This window comes from Micromonospora palomenae (assembly GCF_007829925.1).
GTDB lineage: Bacteria > Actinomycetota > Actinomycetes > Mycobacteriales > Micromonosporaceae > Micromonospora > Micromonospora purpureochromogenes.
Genome location: NZ_VIXA01000001.1, coordinates 407,096 through 424,480, shown reverse-complemented (window position 1 = coordinate 424,480; position 17,385 = coordinate 407,096). Strand labels below are relative to the sequence as shown.

Annotated in this window: 18 protein-coding genes; 10 read left to right on the top strand and 8 right to left on the bottom strand. The window is 72.6% G+C overall.

Annotated features, from left to right (window positions below):
• Window positions 1–143: 143 nt before the first annotated feature.
• The 3 genes from FHX75_RS01870 to FHX75_RS01860 all read right to left on the bottom strand — a co-directional run bounded on the left by FHX75_RS01870 (window position 144) and on the right by FHX75_RS01860 (window position 2,309).
• On the bottom strand, window positions 144–1,340 hold the full coding sequence (locus FHX75_RS01870) for an RNA polymerase sigma factor (RefSeq protein ID WP_246157521.1): 1,197 nt from the start codon (window positions 1,338–1,340) through the stop codon (window positions 144–146).
• A complete protein-coding gene (locus FHX75_RS01865) occupies window positions 1,337–1,684 on the bottom strand; it encodes a YciI family protein (protein WP_154936351.1) in 348 nt (115 codons plus the stop codon). The genes FHX75_RS01870 and FHX75_RS01865 overlap by 4 nt, the downstream gene beginning before the upstream one ends.
• Window positions 1,685–1,766: 82 nt before the next feature.
• Window positions 1,767–2,309: a carboxymuconolactone decarboxylase family protein gene (locus FHX75_RS01860; protein WP_154936350.1), complete on the bottom strand. Its 543-nt coding sequence runs from the start codon at window positions 2,307–2,309 to the stop codon at window positions 1,767–1,769.
• A 230-nt stretch (window positions 2,310–2,539) separates the two neighbouring features.
• On the opposite strand from FHX75_RS01860, the gene FHX75_RS01855 reads away from it, so the two are divergent.
• The 6 genes from FHX75_RS01855 to FHX75_RS01830 all read left to right on the top strand — a co-directional run bounded on the left by FHX75_RS01855 (window position 2,540) and on the right by FHX75_RS01830 (window position 6,328).
• Window positions 2,540–3,271 (top strand): lysozyme, encoded by a 732-nt coding sequence (locus FHX75_RS01855; RefSeq protein ID WP_154936349.1) that lies wholly within the window; start codon window positions 2,540–2,542, stop codon window positions 3,269–3,271.
• 60 nt (window positions 3,272–3,331) lie between these two features.
• Complete coding sequence (locus FHX75_RS01850) at window positions 3,332–4,003, top strand: peptidoglycan recognition protein family protein (RefSeq protein ID WP_154936348.1); 672 nt, start codon at window positions 3,332–3,334, stop codon at window positions 4,001–4,003.
• Between the two features lie 35 nt (window positions 4,004–4,038).
• Window positions 4,039–4,401, top strand: coding sequence for an ArsR/SmtB family transcription factor (locus FHX75_RS01845; RefSeq protein WP_154936347.1), 363 nt, complete (start codon window positions 4,039–4,041; stop codon window positions 4,399–4,401).
• A complete protein-coding gene (locus FHX75_RS01840) occupies window positions 4,401–5,042 on the top strand; it encodes an SRPBCC family protein (RefSeq protein WP_154936346.1) in 642 nt (213 codons plus the stop codon). The genes FHX75_RS01845 and FHX75_RS01840 overlap by 1 nt, the downstream gene beginning before the upstream one ends.
• A gap of 174 nt (window positions 5,043–5,216) precedes the next feature.
• Window positions 5,217–5,807 carry a riboflavin biosynthesis intermediates N-glycosidase gene (locus tag FHX75_RS01835; protein ID WP_154936345.1) on the top strand — a complete coding sequence of 197 codons (591 nt, stop codon included), beginning with the start codon at window positions 5,217–5,219 and terminating at the stop codon, window positions 5,805–5,807.
• 11 nt (window positions 5,808–5,818) lie between these two features.
• Window positions 5,819–6,328 carry an NUDIX domain-containing protein gene (locus tag FHX75_RS01830; RefSeq protein ID WP_154936344.1) on the top strand — a complete coding sequence of 170 codons (510 nt, stop codon included), beginning with the start codon at window positions 5,819–5,821 and terminating at the stop codon, window positions 6,326–6,328.
• Between the two features lie 155 nt (window positions 6,329–6,483).
• On the opposite strand, the gene FHX75_RS01825 is transcribed toward FHX75_RS01830, so the two are convergent.
• Together FHX75_RS01825 and FHX75_RS01820 are read right to left on the bottom strand one after the other, a co-directional pair.
• A complete protein-coding gene (locus FHX75_RS01825) occupies window positions 6,484–7,890 on the bottom strand; it encodes a glycoside hydrolase family 10 protein (protein ID WP_154936343.1) in 1,407 nt (468 codons plus the stop codon).
• A 309-nt stretch (window positions 7,891–8,199) separates the two neighbouring features.
• Window positions 8,200–10,161 carry an ABC transporter ATP-binding protein gene (locus FHX75_RS01820; RefSeq protein WP_154936342.1) on the bottom strand — a complete coding sequence of 654 codons (1,962 nt, stop codon included), beginning with the start codon at window positions 10,159–10,161 and terminating at the stop codon, window positions 8,200–8,202.
• Between the two features lie 238 nt (window positions 10,162–10,399).
• Here FHX75_RS01820 and pgi point away from each other — a divergent pair, with 238 nt between their 5' ends.
• The 4 genes from pgi to FHX75_RS01800 all read left to right on the top strand — a co-directional run bounded on the left by pgi (window position 10,400) and on the right by FHX75_RS01800 (window position 14,338).
• On the top strand, window positions 10,400–12,037 hold the full coding sequence (gene pgi / locus FHX75_RS01815) for a glucose-6-phosphate isomerase (RefSeq protein WP_154936341.1): 1,638 nt from the start codon (window positions 10,400–10,402) through the stop codon (window positions 12,035–12,037).
• Window positions 12,038–12,147: 110 nt separating this feature from the next.
• Complete coding sequence (locus FHX75_RS01810) at window positions 12,148–12,873, top strand: FadR/GntR family transcriptional regulator (RefSeq protein ID WP_154936340.1); 726 nt, start codon at window positions 12,148–12,150, stop codon at window positions 12,871–12,873.
• On the top strand, window positions 12,861–13,700 hold the full coding sequence (locus FHX75_RS01805) for a sterol desaturase family protein (protein ID WP_246157519.1): 840 nt from the start codon (window positions 12,861–12,863) through the stop codon (window positions 13,698–13,700). Before FHX75_RS01810 ends, FHX75_RS01805 begins: the two co-directional genes overlap by 13 nt.
• On the top strand, window positions 13,697–14,338 hold the full coding sequence (locus FHX75_RS01800) for a lysoplasmalogenase (RefSeq protein WP_154936338.1): 642 nt from the start codon (window positions 13,697–13,699) through the stop codon (window positions 14,336–14,338). Before FHX75_RS01805 ends, FHX75_RS01800 begins: the two co-directional genes overlap by 4 nt.
• A 90-nt stretch (window positions 14,339–14,428) precedes the next feature.
• On the opposite strand, the gene FHX75_RS01795 is transcribed toward FHX75_RS01800, so the two are convergent.
• From FHX75_RS01795 to FHX75_RS01785, 3 genes are all read right to left on the bottom strand, one after another.
• Window positions 14,429–16,147, bottom strand: a complete 1,719-nt coding sequence (locus FHX75_RS01795) for an acyl-CoA dehydrogenase family protein (RefSeq protein ID WP_154936337.1) — start codon at window positions 16,145–16,147, stop codon at window positions 14,429–14,431.
• Window positions 16,148–16,172: 25 nt separating this feature from the next.
• A complete protein-coding gene (locus FHX75_RS01790) occupies window positions 16,173–16,724 on the bottom strand; it encodes a PadR family transcriptional regulator (protein WP_154936336.1) in 552 nt (183 codons plus the stop codon).
• Between the two features lie 109 nt (window positions 16,725–16,833).
• Window positions 16,834–17,292, bottom strand: a complete 459-nt coding sequence (locus tag FHX75_RS01785; RefSeq protein WP_154936335.1) for a DUF4383 domain-containing protein — start codon at window positions 17,290–17,292, stop codon at window positions 16,834–16,836.
• Between the last annotated feature and the right edge of the window lie 93 nt (window positions 17,293–17,385).

Genomic DNA, 17,385 nt, shown 5'->3' with positions numbered 1-17,385 from the left:
GACCCCCCTCACCCCCCGCTGTGGACACCCACCCCGCTGTGGACAACCCCCACCCGCCCCCCGCTTCTGCTAGCGCGAACCCGTGATCGTCTGGTGTTTTCCGACGGGGAGGACGGCGTGTCGCGCCGGAAACCCGCAGACGATCAAGGAGAAACCAGACGAGCCTGGGCGCGGAGGTACGCGCGCTCGGGTTCGTTGGCGGTGTGGGCGATGGCGGCCTCGTAGGCCGCGGCCGCCTCGGCAGAGCGGCCCAGGCGGCGGAGGAGGTTGGCGCGGACGGCGTGGAAGACGTGGTACGTGTCGAGGTGCAGGTCGTCGACGAGGGCGAGCGCCACGGCGGGGCCGTGCACCTCGGCGACGGCCACCGCCCGGTTCAGCGCCACCACCGGGCCGGGGGCGAGCGCCTGGAGCTGGTCGTACAGCTGGAGGATCTGGCCCCAGTCGGTGGGGGCGTCGCTGTGCACGGCGTTGATCGCGGCCTGGAGCTGGTACGGGCCGGGGCGGTTGCGGCGCAGGCAGCGGCGGACCAGGTCCTGCCCCTCGGCAATCAGGGCCTGGTCCCAGCGGGTGCGGTCCTGCTCGGCGAGCGGGACCAGCGCGCCCTGGGCGGTGACCCGGGCGGGGCGGCGGGCCTCGGTGAGCAGCATCAGCGCGAGCAGGCCCAGCGCCTCCGGCTCGTCGGGCATCAGCTCGACCAGCAGCCGACCCAGGCGCAGCGCCTCGGCGCACAGCTCCGTGCGGACCAGCCGCTCCCCGGCACTCGCCGTGTACCCCTCGTTGAAGATCAGGTAGACGACGGCGAGCACCGCCCGCAGCCGGTCGGGCAGGTCGGCGTCGCGCGGGACGCGGTACGGAATCCCGGCGTCGCGGATCTTGGCCTTGGCGCGGACCAGCCGCTGGGCCATGGTGGCCTCGGGGACCAGGAAGGCGTGGGCGATCTCGGCGGTGCTCAACCCGCCGAGCAGGCGCAGCGTGAGCGCGACCCGCGTGGCGGGGCCGAGCGACGGGTGGCAGCAGGTGAAGATCAGCCGGAGCCGGTCGTCGCGCACGGGTCCCTCCTCGGCCGGTGGCTCCTGGGCGTACAGCAGCGCGGCCTGGGCGTGCCGGTCCGCCCGCGAGGCCTCCCGCCGCAGCCGGTCGATGGCGCGGCGGCGGGCGGTGGTGATGATCCAGCCGGCCGGGCTGGGCGGCGGGCCGGTCTCCGGCCAGCGCCGCACCGCCTCGGTGAAGGCGTCCTGGACCGCCTCCTCGGCGAGGTCGATGTCGCCGAGGACGCGGACCAGCACGGCGACCGCCCGGCCGTACTCGGCGCGGAAGGCCGCCTCGACGTCGAGGGTCACCCCTCGCCCTGGAAGGGGCGCACCTCGATCGGCAGCGTGGTGGCGAGGGCGTACCGGCGGCCCCATTCGAGGGCGGCGTCGAGGTCGGCGGCGCGGATGATGGTGAACCCGCCCAGGTACTCCTTGCCCTCGACGAAGGGGCCGTCGGTGACCAGCACCTCGCCGTCCTTCGGGCGCAGCACGCTGGCGGTCTCCGGGGCGTGCAGCCCCTGCCCGAAGACCCACGAGCCGGTCGCCTCGAGCTCCTCGCGGATGGCGCCCAGCTCCCGCATCACCCCGGCCAGGAACTCCGGGTCCGGCGTCCCGCCCTCAGGCTGGTACATGCTCAACAGGTACTGCTTCATGTCGTCCTCCTGGTGTGGATCGGCTTCCACTCTCCACACGAACGGCGGGCGGCCGGATCGACACTCCGGCGACGGATTTTCCTCAGGCGCGGTAGCCGGCGGTCAGGATCCGCTGCGCGGACATCGCGTACGCCCGGGGGTCGTCCGGGGTGGCGGCGCCGAGCCCGTCGACGTACCGGTTGTACATGCTGAAGGCGGCGGCGATCAGGACCACGTCGTGGATCTCCCGATCGGTGGCGCCGTGGGCGCGGGCGGCGTCGACCAGCTCGCCGGTGACGGCGCGCCCGTCCTCGCGGACGGCGTCGGCGAGCCGGAGCAGGGCGCGCAGCTTCTCCGGCACCGGGGCGGTCGACAGGTCGGCGAGGACCCGGTCGACGAGGTCGGGGCCGTCGTCGAGCTGAGCCCCGGCGGTGGCGGAGTGCGACGCGCGGCAGAAGTCGCACCCGTTGCGGCCCGAGACGTACGCGGCGATCAGCTCGCGTTCACCGCGGCTCAGGCTGCTCGGCCCGCGCAGCAGCACCTCGGCCAGGTCCATCAGCGGTCCCGCGGTCTCCGGCCGGTACCGCAGCAGGCCGACGATGCCGGGCTCGCGCCGTTCGTCCACGCCGAGGTCGATGTGCGCCATCCGGTCACCCTTTCCGTTGGCCGCGCCCACAGAGGCTCGGCAGCTGGCCCCGCCATTCTGGCGGGTACGTCGACGCGGATCCATGGCCGGACGGTCAGGTGTGTCGGCGGGCCACACTCCATAGATAATCTTGACTTCATCTATTGAAGTTTATCTACGCCTCATGACCTAATACTGACAGTTCCTTTCGTCACTCCCGCCGCCCCCGCGGCGCCCCCCAGGGAGGAAAGATGAACCGTCTCCGCGCGTGCGCGGCCGCACTGCTGGCGACCGTCACGGTGGTCGCCGCCGTCGGCCTCGGCACCAGCCCCGCCGGCGCCGCCCCCGCCGGCCTGCCCGGCATGGACGTCTCCAGCCACCAGGGCAACGTGAACTGGTCGGCCGCCTGGAACAACGGCGCCCGCTTCGCCTACGTCAAGGCCACCGAGGGCACCTACTACACCAACCCGTACTTCGCCCAGCAGTACAACGGCTCCTACAACGTCGGGATGATCCGGGGCTCGTACCACTTCGCCCGCCCGGACACCACCAGCGGCGTCACCCAGGCCAACTACTTCGTCGACCACGGCGGCGGCTGGTCCAAGGACGGCCGGACGCTGCCCGGCGCGCTCGATATCGAGTACAACCCGTACGGCGCGACCTGCTACGGCCTGAGCCAGAGCGCGATGCGCAGCTGGATCGCCTCGTTCGTCAACCAGTACCACGCGCGCACCGGTCGGTGGGCCACCATCTACACCACCACCGACTGGTGGACCACCTGCACCGGCAACACCTCGCAGTTCGCCGCCAACAATCCACTCTGGATCGCCCGCTACGCCAGCACGGTGGGCACCCTGCCGGCGGGCTGGCCGACGTACTCCTTCTGGCAGTGGGCGTCCTCGGGTGTCTTCCCCGGCGACCAGAACGTCTGGAACGGCAGCCTGGACCGGCTCCGGGTGCTGGCCTGCAACGGACCCTGCTGACCCCCACCGGCGGCGAGCCGCCCGGCCCGCCGCCGGCACCACCGACGAAGGAGGCCCCCCATGTCCGTACCCGTGTCCCGCCGGGCCGCGCTGCGCGGCGCGGTCCTGCTCGGCGCCGCCGCCGGCGCCTCCGCCCTGACCCAGCTCGGCGGGGGCCGCGACGCGCGCGCCGTCGCCACCCGCGTCGACCAGCCCGTCATCGCCAACTGCGCGACCTGGGGCGCCCGACCCCCGTCGTCACCGGTCAGCGTGGTGCAGAGCCGGCCCAACAAGATCATCGTGCACCACACCGCGTTCCCAAACACCACCGACTACAGCCTGGCCAAGGCGTACGCGAACTCCCGCGACATCCAGAACCTGCACATGGACAGCAACGGCTGGCTCGACTCCGGGCAGCACTTCACCAACAGCCGGGGCGGACACCTCACCGAGGGCCGGCACGGCAGCCTCTACGCGCTGCTGCACGGGCAGACCATGGTGCAGGGCGCGCACTGCGTCGGGCAGAACAGCCAGGCGATCGGCATCGAGAACGACGGCATCTACCTGACCGTGCAGCCGCCGGCGGCGCTCTGGAACAGCCTGATCGTCTTCTGCGCCTTCACCTGCCAGCAGTACGGCATCGCACCCAGCGAGATCTACGGGCACAAGGACTTCAACAACACCCAGTGCCCCGGCCTGCTGCACGGCCGGCTTCCCGAGCTGCGCGCCGCCGTCGCCGCGCGACTGGGCTGATTGCTTATATAAGCCTCGGCTGATAGAAACGATCCGTGCACGCCTTCGACGTCCTCGGCGACCCGGTGCGCCGCCGCATCCTGGAGCTGCTCGCCGAGGGCGAGCTCAGCGCCGGGGAGGTCTGCGCGGTGATCCAGCGGGAGTACGGCATCTCGCAGCCCGCCGTCTCGCAGCACCTCCGGGTGCTGCGGGACAACGGCTTCGCCACCGTCCGACCGCAGGGCGCCCGCCGGCTCTACGCCGTCGACCCGCGACCGCTGCGCGAGGTCGACGAGTGGCTGGCCGGCTTCCGCCGGTTCTGGGCGCCGGCCCTGGACGCCCTCGCCACCGAGCTGGCGCGCGGCCGACGCGAACGGCGCCTGCACCCACCGCAGCACCCGACCGAGGAGAAACCCTGATGACCGACGTCACGCACCAGATCAGCGCCGTACGGCGCACCGTGGGCAGCCGGACCCTGGAAGCCGGCGAGGCCCGGGTGATGACGATCAGCCAGACGTACGACGCGCCCCTGGAGGACCTCTGGGACGCCTGCACCAACGCCGAACGCATCCCCCGCTGGTTCCTGCCGATCTCCGGCGAGCTGCGGCTGCACGGCCGCTATCAGTTCGAGGGCAACGCCGGCGGCACCATCCAACGCTGCGACCCGCCGAAGAGCTTCGCCGCCACCTGGGAGTACGGCGGCGAGGTCAGCTGGATCGAGGTGCGGCTGACACCGGAGGGCGACGGGCGTACCCGGTTCGAGCTGGAGCACGTCGCGCACGTCGACGACGAGCGCTGGACCGAGTTCGGCCCGGGCGCGGTCGGCGTCGGCTGGGACCTGGGGCTGCTCGGCCTCGCCTCCCACCTGGCCGCCGACGGCAGCGGGATCTCGCCTGAGCAGGCCGAAGCCTGGATGGGCTCCGAGGAGGGCCGGCGGTTCGTCACCCTGAGCAGCGAGAGCTGGGGCGAGGCCAGCGTCGCCGCCGGCACCGACCCGGAGGCCGCGCGGGCCGCGACGGCACGCACCACCGCCTTCTACACCGGCGCACCCGCCGCCTGACCACCACGCCTTTCCGGGGTACGCGCGACAGCTCGGGAGCGCGCGCCGGGCCGTGCGGATCCGCGCGGCCCGACGCGCTCCCAAATCCCCGGCGGCCCGTTTGACGAGCCGGTTTCGGCGGGCCGGGGGAAACGGGGAGGCGGAGTGTCGGTGCCCGGGGCGACACTGTCGAGCATGCCGCCGCCCCGTAGCGCCGCCGACCTCGCCGCCCTCGTCCACAGCGGACAGCCGGTGAAGTACCTCTGTTTCTGGGGGCACCGGCCCCGGCGCGACGGCACGATCGGCGCGGGCTGCCTGAGCCAGTGGTGGCCGGCGGCGTTCACGGTGGACGGCCGGCGCTTCGTCACCGCCGAGCACTGGATGATGTGGCAGAAGGCGGCGCTCTTCGGCGACGAGGAGACCGGCGGGCGGATCCTCGCCGCCAACCACCCGCACCGCGCCAAGGCGCTCGGCCGCCAGGTGCGCGGCTTCGACCAGGCGGTGTGGGAGGCCCAGCGGTACGACATCGTGGTCGCCGGCAGCGTCGCCAAGTTCGGCCAGCACGACGACCTGCGGGCGTACCTGCTGGGCACCGGGGACCGGGTGCTGGTCGAGGCGAGCCCGGTGGACCGGGTGTGGGGCATCGGGTTAACCGCCGACGATCCGCGCGCGGAGGACCCGGCCCGGTGGCGAGGGCTGAACCTGCTCGGCTTCGCGCTCATGCAGGCCCGGGAGACGCTCCGGGAGCAGGCTGATCGGTCGCCGGAGCGGCCACCGGGCCGGTAACGTGCGGCGACATGACCGGCTCTCCGTACGCGCACTGCTCCTTCTGCGGCGCCGCCTACCCGGCGGACGCCGGCTGGCCGCGGGTCTGCGCGGCCTGCGGCGAGACGGTCTGGCGCAACCCGCTGCCGGTCGCGGTGGCGCTGCTGCCGGTCCGCACCGACGCCGGCCTGGGCCTGGTGGTGGTCCGCCGGGACATCGAGCCGGCGCGCGGCCTGCTCGCGCTGCCGGGCGGCTTCATCGAGTACGGCGAGGAGTGGGCCGACGCGCTGGTCCGGGAGCTGCGCGAGGAGACCGGCCTGATCGGCGAGGCCGACCAGGCCCGGCTGTTCGCGGTGCACGGGGCGCCGGCCGGCGGCACCATCATGATCTTCGGGGAGCTGCCGGAGCGGCCGGCCGACGGACTGCCGCCGTCGGCGCCGACCGAGGAGGCCACCGAGTGGCTGGTCCTCACCGAGCCCGTCGAGCTGGCCTTCTCCACCCACACGCTGGCGATGGCCGACTTCTTCGCCCGGCAGGGCTGAGCGCCCGCCGAGGCGACCGGGACACCGGCCAGACGGGCGGCTTGACGCCGAGTGGTGCGGAGGGTTGTTCCGCCCGCCTACCGGGAGGTGTCCTCGGCGGCACCCGACCGGGCGAGCCGGCGCGGAGGGCGGACCCTCCGCGCCGGATCACCCGCTCAGCTCGCCGAGCAGGTGGGTGTGGCGGACGGTCCCACGCCGGTGCCCTGGAAGCCGAAGGTGGTGCTGGCGCCGGCGCCCAGCTGACCGTTGTAGCTGAGGTTGCGGAAGGTCAGGCTGCCGCTGGTGCCGCTGGGCTGCGCGTTCCAGGAGTTGGTGACCGCGGCGCCGGCCGGCAGGGTGAGCCCCACCGTCCAGCCGCTGACGGCCGACGCGCCGGCGGTGACCCGGACGGTCGCGACGAAGCCACCGGTCCAGGAGTCGAGCGACACGCTGGCCGTGCAGGACGCGCCGCCCGGCGGCGGGGTCGACGGCGGGGGCGTGGTGGGCGGGGGCGTGGTGGTCGGCGGCGTGGTGGGGCCGCCTGCGTTGAGCGCGTCGAGCGTGGCGGTGTAGGCCGGCTTCTTGTTGCCGCTGCCGTCGAAGAGCAGCGGGGTGCCGCTGGCCCGCCAGGAGTCGGTGTCCCGGATGCCCCAGACCGTGATGCCGGTGCAGCGGCTCACGGCGAGGCACGCCCGGACGACCCGGCCGTAGTTGTCGGCCTGGGCCGACCCGGACCCCTCGATGTCCAGCTCGGTGATCTGCACGTCCACGCCCAGGTTGGCGAAGCGCTGGAGGTTGGCCTGGTAGTCGGCCGGCACCGGCGAGGCGCTGTTGAAGTGGGACTGGAAGCCGACGCAGTCGATCGGCACGCCCCGGGCCTTGAAGTCCTGCACCATCGCGTACACCGCGTTGCTCTTCGCGTTCTGCCCGTCGGTGTTGTAGTCGTTGTAGCAGAGCTTGGCGGTCGGGTCGGCCGCCCGGGCGGCGCGGAACGCCACCTCGATCCAGTCGTTGCCGGTGCGCTGGAGGTTGGAGTCGCGCCGGGCGCCGGTGCCGCCGTCGGCGAACGCCTCGTTCACCACGTCCCAGGAGTGGATCTTGCCCCGGTAGTAGGTCGCCACCTGGGTGACGTGGTTGACCATCGCCGAGCGCAGGGCGGGGCCGCTGAGGTTCTGCGCCCAACCGGGCTGCTGCGAGTGCCAGGCCAGCGCGTGCCCGCGTACGCGCATCCCGTTGGCGCGGGCGTGGTTGACGATGCGGTCGGCGTTGGCGTACGTGAACTGGCCCTGCGTGGGTTCGGTCGCGTCCCACTTCATCTCGTTCTCGGGCGTGACCATGGTGAACTCGCGGTTGAGGATCCCGACGTAGGTGGCGTCGGAGAGCTTGTTCGCGGCCACCGCCGTACCGAAGTAGCGGCCGGTCTGGGCGGCGGACGCGCCCAGGGTGGTGGCGGCGCTGGCGCCGGGCGCCAGGGCGAGCGTGGTGCCGAGGGCGGCGACGCCCGCGGCGGCGGCCACGAGGGTCGCGCGGAGCCGGGCTCGGGTCGTCGGACGTCCGCCCGGGCGGGCGGGGACGTGGGTCATGACAGGTCAACCTTTCGACAGTGACGGGGGTGGGACGTCGCGCCTCGACCGTCGCCCGACGCGGTGACCGGCTCCGTCGCCCGACGTGACCGCCCGGAGGCCGCGCCGGGATCCGCCGTGCTGCGACTGTCACCGCAAGGGTCGAGGGGTCCCGTCCTGACGGTACCGAAAGCTTTCCGACACTTCAACGAAAATCGATGTCTCGTCTGTCGGGTGATCGCACCCGGCGTGTCTGCGGCGCTGGCGACGAAGCGGAGGCTCCGGGACGCCGAAACTTTCGGGGTGGGGTGTGCCGTCCCACCCGGCCGGTCACCCGGTCGGCGATCCCCCGGACTCCGTGCCGGCCACCGCGAGGTAGCCGCTCGCCTGGAGTTCGAACAGCTCCCGGTAGAGCCCGTCGGCGGCCATCAGCTCGTCGTGGGTGCCGTGCTGCACCAGCCGGCCGTGGTCCAGCACGAAGATCCGGTCGGCGTGCCGGACGTTGGCCAGCCGGTGGGTGATCAGGACGACCGCCCGGTCGGGGCGGCGGCGCAGGTGCTTGAAGAGGGCGTGCTCGGCCCGGGCGTCGAGGGCGGCGGAGGGCTCGTCGCAGATCAGCAGCCGGGCGTCCCGGTAGAGGCCCCGGGCGGCGACCAGCCGCTGCCACTGGCCGCCGGAGAGGTCCTGGCCGTTCTTGAACTCCCGGTCGAGCAGCGTGTCGTACCCGAACGGGAGGTCGGCGATCATGTCGTGCGCGGCGGCGGCGCGGGCGGCGTCCTCCATGGTCGGGCCGGCCTGGTCGGCGCGGCGGTCGTGCCGGCCGATGCGGATGTTCTGCCCGGCGGTGAAGGGGAACTTCCAGTACTCCTGGGTCATCACCGCCACCTGGGCCGCGGTCTGCGCCGGGTCCAGCTCGGCGAGGTCGACGCCGTCCCAGTGGATCGTCCCACCGGTGGGGCGGTAGAGCCCGGCGATCAGTTTGGCCAGGGTGGTTTTGCCGGAACCGTTCTCGCCGACCAGGGCGACCACCTCGCCCCGGCGCACGGTCAGGCTGACCTCGTCCACCGCCGGGGTGTCCGTGTCCGGGTAGCGGAGGCTGACCCGGTCGAGTGCGATGGTGTCGAACCCGGGCGCCGGGCGGCCCTCCCCCACCCCGATCCGCCCCCGCGCCCGCTCGAGGAAGTCCCGGTAGTCCTGGTAGTAGAGGGCGTCCTCGTAGAGGTTGTTGGTGGCGAAGACGGCGATGCCGAGGCTGGACCGGGCGGACTGCAGCGCCAGCAGGGCGGTCGCCGCGGCGGCCAGCGCGACCACGCCGGTGAGCAGCAGCCCGCCGAGCACGGCGTACATGCCGAAGGCGGCCACCCCGGCGGCGGACATGCCGAACGCCCGGGTGGCGCTCTGGGCCCGGACCAGGCGCAGCTCGGCCCGGGTCTCCACGGCCATCACGCGACGGAACTCGCCCAGCAGGAAGTCGCGCATCTGGTAGGCCCGGACCTCGACGGCGGTGCGCCGGTTGGCCATCAGGTGCGCCAGCATCCACATCCGGCGGCGGCGGGTGATCCGGGCCAGCATGGCCAGGTACTTTCGGCGGGCCATCCGGACCGCGGTGACCGCCTCGGGCACCGCGGCGAGCAGCAGGCACGGCAGGAGCACGGGCTGGATCACGGTCACCGCCGCGGCGGTGGCCAGCACGCCGACCACGCCGGTGATCAGGTTGACCGTGTGGTCGACGATGGACGCCGCCTCGGCCATTCCCCGGTCCCGGACCCGGTCCATCTCCTCGGCGAAGCCGGCGTCGTCGAAGGCGGCCAGCTCCACCGCCGTGGTGGCCTCGAAGAGCCGCAGCTCCACCTCGTAGTTGATCTGAGGCATCAGCCGGGCCTGGGCCCAGCCGGCGGTCACGGTGAGGACGCCCCGGGCCGTCACCGCCAGCGCGGCCAGGACCAGCGACGGCAGCGCGGCGCGGACCCGGTCGGGTGTCGGGCCGCCGGCGAACAGCTCACGCAGCACGCCGGTGGTGGCGAGCAGCCCGAGGGTGGTCATCACCCCGGCCGCGAGGTTCAGGCCGATCGCCGCGAGGGTGTCCCGCCGGCTGGTGGCCCAGGCCAGCGTGACCGCCTCCCGGACCAGGTGGGGCAGCCGCCGGGCGACCGACCGGAAGCTGGTGTGGGCGAACTCGGTCGCCCGGTGCATCCAGTGGCCGTCCTCCAGCTCCGGCAGCTCCAGTTCGTCGGCGCCGTCGGACGGGCCGTCCTCTCGGGACGAGCGGCGTGGGCCGATCACCGTCGCCATGGGTCCTCCCGGGCCGAGGGACAGGGCAGGGAGAGAGCCTACTGTCGGCGACCGCGCGGTGTCGTGGCGTGACCGGCGTGTCGTACACGTGTCGCAACGGCGTGTCGCCGACCACGGTGCGGGACGGGTCTGCCGCGTCGCGTCGCGCCGGCCCCGCCGGGGTGGCAGGCTGGAGCCGAGCCGGCGGCGGCGCGAGGAGCGCCACCGGCGTCCCGTCGTGAAGGAGAAGATCGAGCCGATGGCTGCGAGTGTGACCACCACCGACGAATGGCAGGCGCTGCGCAAGCACGCCGAGACGATGCGCGGCACCCACCTGCGGGAGCTGTTCGCCGCCGACCAGCGCCGGGGTGAGCGGCTCACCGGCGAGGTCGCCGACCTGCACGTCGACTACAGCAAGAACCTGGTCACCGACGAGACGCTGGAGCTGCTCACCGCGCTGGCCGAGCGGGCCCGGCTCAGCGACCGGATCTGCGCCATGTTCGCCGGGCGGCACATCAACTCCACCGAGGACCGCGCGGTGCTGCACACCGCGCTGCGGCTGCCCCGCGACGCCACCCTGATCGCCGACGGCCAGGACGTGGTCGCCGACGTGCACCGGGTGCTGGACCGGATGGCGACGTTCGCCGAGCGGGTCCGCTCCGGGCAGTGGCGGGGGCACACCGGCGAGCGGATCAGCACTGTGGTCAACATCGGCATCGGCGGGTCCGACCTCGGGCCGGTGATGGCGTACGAGGCGCTGAAGGCGTACCGGGACGCGGGCATCACCTGTCGATTCGTGTCCAACATCGACCCGACCGACATCCACGACAAGACCCACGACCTGGACCCGGCGACCACCCTCTTCGTGGTCGTCTCGAAGACCTTCTCCACCCAGGAGACGCTGGCCAACGCCAACCAGGCGAAGATGTGGCTGCTGTCCGGGCTGGACGCCGACGACGACGCGGCGATCGCGAAGCACTTCGTCGCGGTGAGCACCAACGAGCAGCGGGTGCGTGACTTCGGCATCGACCCGCAGAACATGTTCGGCTTCTGGGACTGGGTGGGCGGCCGGTACTCGCTGCCCTCCGCCGTCGGCCTGTCGGTCATGCTGGCGGTCGGGCCGGACCGGTTCCGGGAGCTGCTGGCCGGCTACCACGCCGTGGACGAGCACTTCCGGACCACGCCGGTGCAGCGCAACATCCCGGCCCTGCTGGGCCTGCTGAACGTCTGGTACGTCAACTTCCTGGGCGCGCAGACCCACGCCGTGCTGCCGTACTCGCAGTACCTGCACCGGTTCCCGGCGTACCTGCAGCAGTTGACCATGGAGAGCAACGGCAAGTCGGTGACGCTGGACGGCACCCCGGTCGACCACGCCACCGGCGAGATCTTCTGGGGTGAGCCGGGCACCAACGGCCAGCACGCCTTCTACCAGCTGATCCACCAGGGCACCCTGCTGATCCCGGCCGACTTCATCGCGTTCAGCCAGCCCAACCACGACCTCGGCGACATGCACGACCTGTTCATGTCGAACTTCTTCGCGCAGACCGCCGCCCTGGCGTTCGGGCGGACGAAGGAGCAGGTCGAGGCGGAGGGCACGAAGGCGGGCGTGGTGCCGCACCGGGTGATGCCGGGCAACCACCCGACCACCTCGATCATCGCGCCGAAGCTGACCCCGGGCACCCTCGGCCAGCTGATCGCCCTCTACGAGCACATCGTCTTCACCGAGGGCGCGATCTGGGACATCAACCCGTTCGACCAGTGGGGCGTGGAGCTGGGCAAGGTGATGGCCAACCAGCTCGCGCCGAAGCTGACCGGCGGCGACCCGGATCTGTCCGACGTGGACTCCTCCACCGCCGCGCTGATCCGCCGCTACCGCCGCGAGCGCGGCCGGGACTGAACCCCGCGAGACGGCGGCCGGGTCGACGACCCGGCCGCCGTTCTTTTTTGGGGTACGCGAACTGGTCCAACCAGTTGACGGGTTGATGTGCGCGGGGTCACACTGCTGCCGTGGCCTTCGTACCCGTCCCCCGCAGCTCCGTCGCCGACCACGTCTTCGGTCAGCTCCGCGACGCCATCGTCAGCGGCCGCTACCGCCCCGACGAACCGCTGCCGGGCGAGCGCGAGTTGGCCGCCGCGTTCGCGGTCAACCGGCACGCTGTGCGCGAGGCGCTGCGGCGGCTGCAACAGCTCGGCCTGCTCCGGGTCAGCCAGGGCGGCGCCACCCGGGTGCTCGACTGGCGGGTGCACGCCGGTCTCGACCTGGCGCTGTCCCTCGTGCAGTCCGGCGACGTGCTCCCCGTCGACACGCTGGTACGGGACATGTTGGAGATGCGCGCCTGCGTCGGCGTGGACGCCGCCCGGCTCTGCGCCGAGCGGGCCGGTGCCGAGCTGCGGGGCAGCGTCACCCGCGACGTCGAGGCGTACGCGGCGCTCGCGCCGGACCTGCACGCGATGGACAAGGCCAACATCGTGCTCTGGCGGGACATCGTCCACGGCTCCGGCAACACGGCGTACCTGCTGTCCTTCAACAGCCTGGTCGCCGGGGCGGTGGCCGTCGGCGAGGTGCCGCCGGAGCGCCGCGCCGCCGAACTGCTGGACGTCACCGGCCACCGCCGGCTGGCCGAGGCGATCGCCGACGGGCGCGGCGACGACGCCGCCGCGCAGGCCCAGGCGCTGCTGACCGCCTCACTCACCACCCCCACCACCCCACCAGGAAGGGAATGTCGAGCATGATCCCCGCCGTGCTCTACGCCGTACCGGCGTTCCTCCTGCTCGTCGTCGTGGAAGCGCTGTCGTACCGGTTCGCCCCCGACGACGACGAACGCGGCTACGAGCTGCGTGACACCACCACCAGCCTCACCATGGGCGTCGGCAGCGTGCTGATCGGCACTCCCTGGCGGCTGCTCACCGTCGGCCTCTACGTGGGACTGTGGACCCTCGCCCCGGTGCAGCTCTCCCCCACCAGCGTCTGGACCTGGGTGCTGCTCTTCTTCGCCGACGACCTGGCCTACTACTGGTTCCACCGCACCCACCACGAGGTGCGCCTGTTCTGGGCCGCCCACGTGGTGCACCACTCCAGCACGTTCTACAACCTCTCCACGGCACTGCGGCAGGGCTGGACGACGCCGATGACCTCGCTGCCGTTCTGGCTGCCGCTGGCGCTGCTCGGCATCCCGCCGTGGATGATCTTCCTCCAGCAGTCGATCAACCTGCTGTACCAGTTCTTCCTGCACACCGAGCGGATCAACGTGCTGCCCCGGCCCATCGAGTGGATCTTCAACACCCCGTCGCACCACCGGGTCCACCACGGCGCCAACAACGAGTACCTCGACCGCAACTACGGCGGCATCCTGATCATCTGGGACCGGCTCTTCCGCAGCTTCGAGCCCGAACGCGCCGCCGTCCGCTACGGCCTGACCAAGAACATCAACACCTACAACCCGCTGCGGGTGGCCACCCACGAGTACGTGGCGATCTGGCGCGATGTCCGGGAAGCCACCTCCTGGCGGCACCGACTCGGTCACCTCTTCGGCCGGCCCGGCTGGCAGCCCGCCCGATGAGGCGGCTCTGGCCCGGACTGTACGCGGCGGTCGTCGCCGTCGAGCTGGCCGGCGTCGCGCTCGACGTACCCGCGCTGCAGTGGGCGGCGAAGCCGCTGCTCGCGCCGCTGCTGCTGGCCTGGCTGCTGCGCGTACGCCGCAAGTGGGACCTGGTGGCGGCCGGCCTGGTGTTCGCGACGGCGGGTGACGTGGCGCTGCTGCTGCCCGGCACCACCGCGTTCCTGGTCGGGATGGGGTGCTTCCTCGGCACCCAGCTCTGCTTCCTGACCGCCTTCCTGCGGCACCGGCGGGCGCCGCTGGCCGCGTTCGCCGGCTACCTGGCGGTCTGGGCGGGCGCGAACGCGCTGCTCTGGGAGCGGCTGGGCGACCTGCGGCTGCCGGTGCTCGGCTACAGCCTGGCGTTGAGCCTGATGGCCGCCGCCTCGGTGGGGGTGTCCCGCCGGGCGGCGGCCGGCGGGGCGCTCTTCCTCGTCTCCGACGCGCTGATCGGGCTCGGCGCGGCCGGGGCGGAGCTGCCCGGGCGCCGGCTGGCGGTGATGGTCACCTACATCGCGGCGCTGGTCCTGCTCACCACCGCGTGGGCACAGCGCGAGCTGCCCGACCGGCGCCCCGAAGGAGCCACGCTGCTGCCGGCCTGACCGGCCTTGATCCACCCCGGTTTGCGGCGGGTCGGGGTGTCGGAGCGCCCCGACACCCCGACCCGCCGCCTTCCGGGACCCGGCGGTCCGTCAGGGGTTCATCTCGTAGGCGCCGGAGAGCGCCTCCACCTGGGACCAGACCCGGGCGGTGCGCTGCGGGTCGGCGACCGGGCGGCGGACCTGGGTCAGCGCCCACGCCGCCTGCGCGTCGGTGGTGGCCGCCTTGCCGTGCAGTTCGGTGGCGTGGCCGGAGAAGTCGCGGACCAGGATGTCGAAGATCTCGTCCAGCAGGTCGGCGTCCAGGCCGGTCAGCGCGGCCTGCTCCAGGATGAGCTGGCCGTAGACGACCAGCGCGAACAACTGGCCGAGGGCGAGCAGGAAGTCCAGGTCGCGCTGCTGCTCCTCGCTCGGCGCGTGGGCGGCCAGCAGCGCGCAGAGCCCGTCGGCCTGCTCCCGGAACCGGGCCACGTTCGGCACGCCGGCGTGCGCGTCGTACGCGGCCCGCCAGTCGTGGAAGCGGATCGCGCCCAGGCCCCGGGCCGGGCCCTGCCGGAACAGGAACTCGTCGTCGGCCGGGTCGTGCCGGGTCGGCACCGGCGGGAACTCGGCCGGGCGGAACAGGTAGTTGGCCATGAACTTCAGGATCAGGGCCAGGTTGACGTGCACGGTGCCCTCGAGCTTGGGCAGGCCCCGGATGTCCCGCGCGGCCTTGTCGAAGTAGGTGTCCGCCTCGAAGCCCTTGGCGGCGATGACGTCCCAGAGCAGGTCGACGACCTTCTCGCCCTCGGTGGTCACCTTCATCTTGGTCATCGGGTTGAACAGCAGGTAGCGGCGGTCGTCCGGGCCGGCCGAGCGGAAGTAGTCCACCGCCCGGTCGCTGAAGAGCTTCATCGCCACCAGCCGGGCGTACGCGTCGGTCAGCTCCCGGCGCACGTGCGGGAAGTCGGTCACCCGCCGGCCGTAGAGCACCCGGTTGTGGGCGTGGGTGACCGCCTCGTACATCGCGTGCTCGCAGATGCCGATCGAGGCGGTGCAGAGGTTGAACTTGCCGACGTTGACGGTGTTGAGGGCGGCGTCGAAGGCGGCCTTGCCGGTGTGCAGGACGTCCTCGGCGCGCACCGGGTAGTCCTCCAGGCGGAACTCGCTGACGTACATCTGCGCGTTCACCACGTTGCGCACCAGGTGGTACGCGGGGTGCCGGCTGTCGGCGGCGAAGAACACGTACCCGTCGGGGCCGTCGACGTCGGCGCGGCGGCCGAAGACCGAGACCAGGCCGGCGACGTTGCCGTTGCCGATGTAGTACTTGCCGCCGGTGGCCCGGAAGCCGCCCTCGCCGTCCGGGGTGAGCAGCATGTCGGTGGAGTAGATGTCGGCGCCGTGGCTGCGCTCGGAGAGGCCGAACGCCATCACGTGGCCGGCGTCGAGCAGGGTGGCGGCGCGGGCCCGCGCGGCGGCGTTGTCGCTCTGCCAGACCGGGCCGAGGCCCAGGACGGTGACCTGCCAGGTGTACCAGTAGCCGAGGCCGTAGAAGCCGAGCACCTCGCTGAGCGCGGCGTTGCGGGCAGTGTCCCAGCGCTTGGCCGGGTCGCCGGCACCGTCGGCGGCCGGGGTGCAGAACGCCGCGAAGAGACCGGACTTGGCGGCGAAGTCGAGGAAGTCGCCGTACCAGGTGTGGTCGTTGTAGCTGTCGACCAGGACCTTCTTGCCGCGCTGCTCGAAGAAGTCGACGGTGGCGCGCAGCAGCCGGCGGGACTCGGAGTCGAGGTGGGCGGGGTCGTAGGTACGCGGGTTGAGCAACGGGTCGGCCATGGGGGTCCTTTCCGGAGGGTGGGGGTCAGCGGGCGAGGTCGCGCAGGGTGGCGAGGACGTCGTCGAGCCAGGCCAGCACCATCCGCTCGTACGCGATGCCGCCGCGCAGCACGACGTGCTGGAGTGCCGCGCGGGCGTCGCCGGGGTCGGGCGCGGGGAAGTCGCGGCGCTCGCCGGCCAGGTAGCTGGCGAGGACCGCCTCGTGGTCGGCGCGGTAGCGCTCGACCTCGGCGACCAGGTCGGCGCGGCCCGCCCGGTCGGCGAAGGCGGCACCGCGGATCTTGACGGCCAGCTCGTGCCGGACCGCCTCGGGCTGCACGGGCGCGCGCAGCCAGTCGGCGAGCGCGCTCTGCCCGGCGGCCGTGGCGGACCAGCACCGCTTGTCGGGTCGGCCGTCCTGGCCGACCTCCTCGGCGGTGACCCAGCCGTCGGTCTCCATCCGCTTGAGCACCCGGTAGATCTGCTGGTGGGTGGCGGTCCAGAAGCGGCCGATCGAGCGGTCGAAGCGGCGGGCCAGCTCGTAGCCGGAGGCCGGCTGCTCCAACAGGGAGACCAGGATCGCGTGCTCGAGGGCCATGCGGGCATCCTGCTATGCAACGAGTTGCATAGGCAAGGCCGCAGGGGCGTCGGTCACACGGACGACGACGCCGCGCCCCTCTCGGGAGCGCGGCGTCGTCGGATCAGGGTCAGCGTCGGGCGCCGCCGGGGCGGCGGGTCAGCGCCAGCCCGAGGGCGATCATGCCAACGCCGAGGAACAGGTGCAGCCAGTCGTCCGCGGTGTTGAGCGGGACGAAGTTGGCACCGCTGTCGTGGTCGACGACCACGCCGTAGAGCCAGAGCACCAGGTAGATGGCGCCACCGGCGAGCAGGAACGTGCGCGCGCCGGAGACCGTGCGCGCCAGGGCGAGTCCGGCGACGCCGTACGCGAGGTGTACCAGGTTGTGCAGGATCGACACCTGGAACAGCCCGAGCAGCTTCGCCTCGGAGTGGTGCCCGGCGAACTTCATCGTGCCGTAGTCCGTGGTGATGCCGGGGATGAAGCCCAGCACCCCGATCAGCAGGAAGAGCACGCCGGCCGCCTGCGCGGCGCGACGGACGGGGGACGCGGCGGTCGCCGATGCCCCTCGACCGGGTCTGTTCACCATGTCAACCACCTCCGTCGACGTCCGTGTGGCCCCGGATGCCCGGGACCACACGCCGCAAACCTGCGGAACCGGGCGGTTGCGTGCGGAAGCCGG

Coding starts and splice junctions, on each gene's coding strand:
- FHX75_RS01800 (WP_154936338.1), top strand. CDS start 13,697: ATGAGGCGGCTCTGGCCCGGACTGTACGCGGCGGTCGTCGCCGTCGAG.
- FHX75_RS01790 (WP_154936336.1), bottom strand. CDS start 16,724: ATGGCCCTCGAGCACGCGATCCTGGTCTCCCTGTTGGAGCAGCCGGCC.
- FHX75_RS01830 (WP_154936344.1), top strand. CDS start 5,819: ATGACCGGCTCTCCGTACGCGCACTGCTCCTTCTGCGGCGCCGCCTAC.
- FHX75_RS01855 (WP_154936349.1), top strand. CDS start 2,540: ATGAACCGTCTCCGCGCGTGCGCGGCCGCACTGCTGGCGACCGTCACG.
- FHX75_RS01805 (WP_246157519.1), top strand. CDS start 12,861: ATGTCGAGCATGATCCCCGCCGTGCTCTACGCCGTACCGGCGTTCCTC.
- FHX75_RS01850 (WP_154936348.1), top strand. CDS start 3,332: ATGTCCGTACCCGTGTCCCGCCGGGCCGCGCTGCGCGGCGCGGTCCTG.
- pgi (WP_154936341.1), top strand. CDS start 10,400: ATGGCTGCGAGTGTGACCACCACCGACGAATGGCAGGCGCTGCGCAAG.
- FHX75_RS01840 (WP_154936346.1), top strand. CDS start 4,401: ATGACCGACGTCACGCACCAGATCAGCGCCGTACGGCGCACCGTGGGC.
- FHX75_RS01865 (WP_154936351.1), bottom strand. CDS start 1,684: ATGAAGCAGTACCTGTTGAGCATGTACCAGCCTGAGGGCGGGACGCCG.
- FHX75_RS01835 (WP_154936345.1), top strand. CDS start 5,217: ATGCCGCCGCCCCGTAGCGCCGCCGACCTCGCCGCCCTCGTCCACAGC.
- FHX75_RS01860 (WP_154936350.1), bottom strand. CDS start 2,309: ATGGCGCACATCGACCTCGGCGTGGACGAACGGCGCGAGCCCGGCATC.
- FHX75_RS01785 (WP_154936335.1), bottom strand. CDS start 17,292: ATGGTGAACAGACCCGGTCGAGGGGCATCGGCGACCGCCGCGTCCCCC.
- FHX75_RS01795 (WP_154936337.1), bottom strand. CDS start 16,147: ATGGCCGACCCGTTGCTCAACCCGCGTACCTACGACCCCGCCCACCTC.
- FHX75_RS01825 (WP_154936343.1), bottom strand. CDS start 7,890: ATGACCCACGTCCCCGCCCGCCCGGGCGGACGTCCGACGACCCGAGCC.
- FHX75_RS01820 (WP_154936342.1), bottom strand. CDS start 10,161: ATGGCGACGGTGATCGGCCCACGCCGCTCGTCCCGAGAGGACGGCCCG.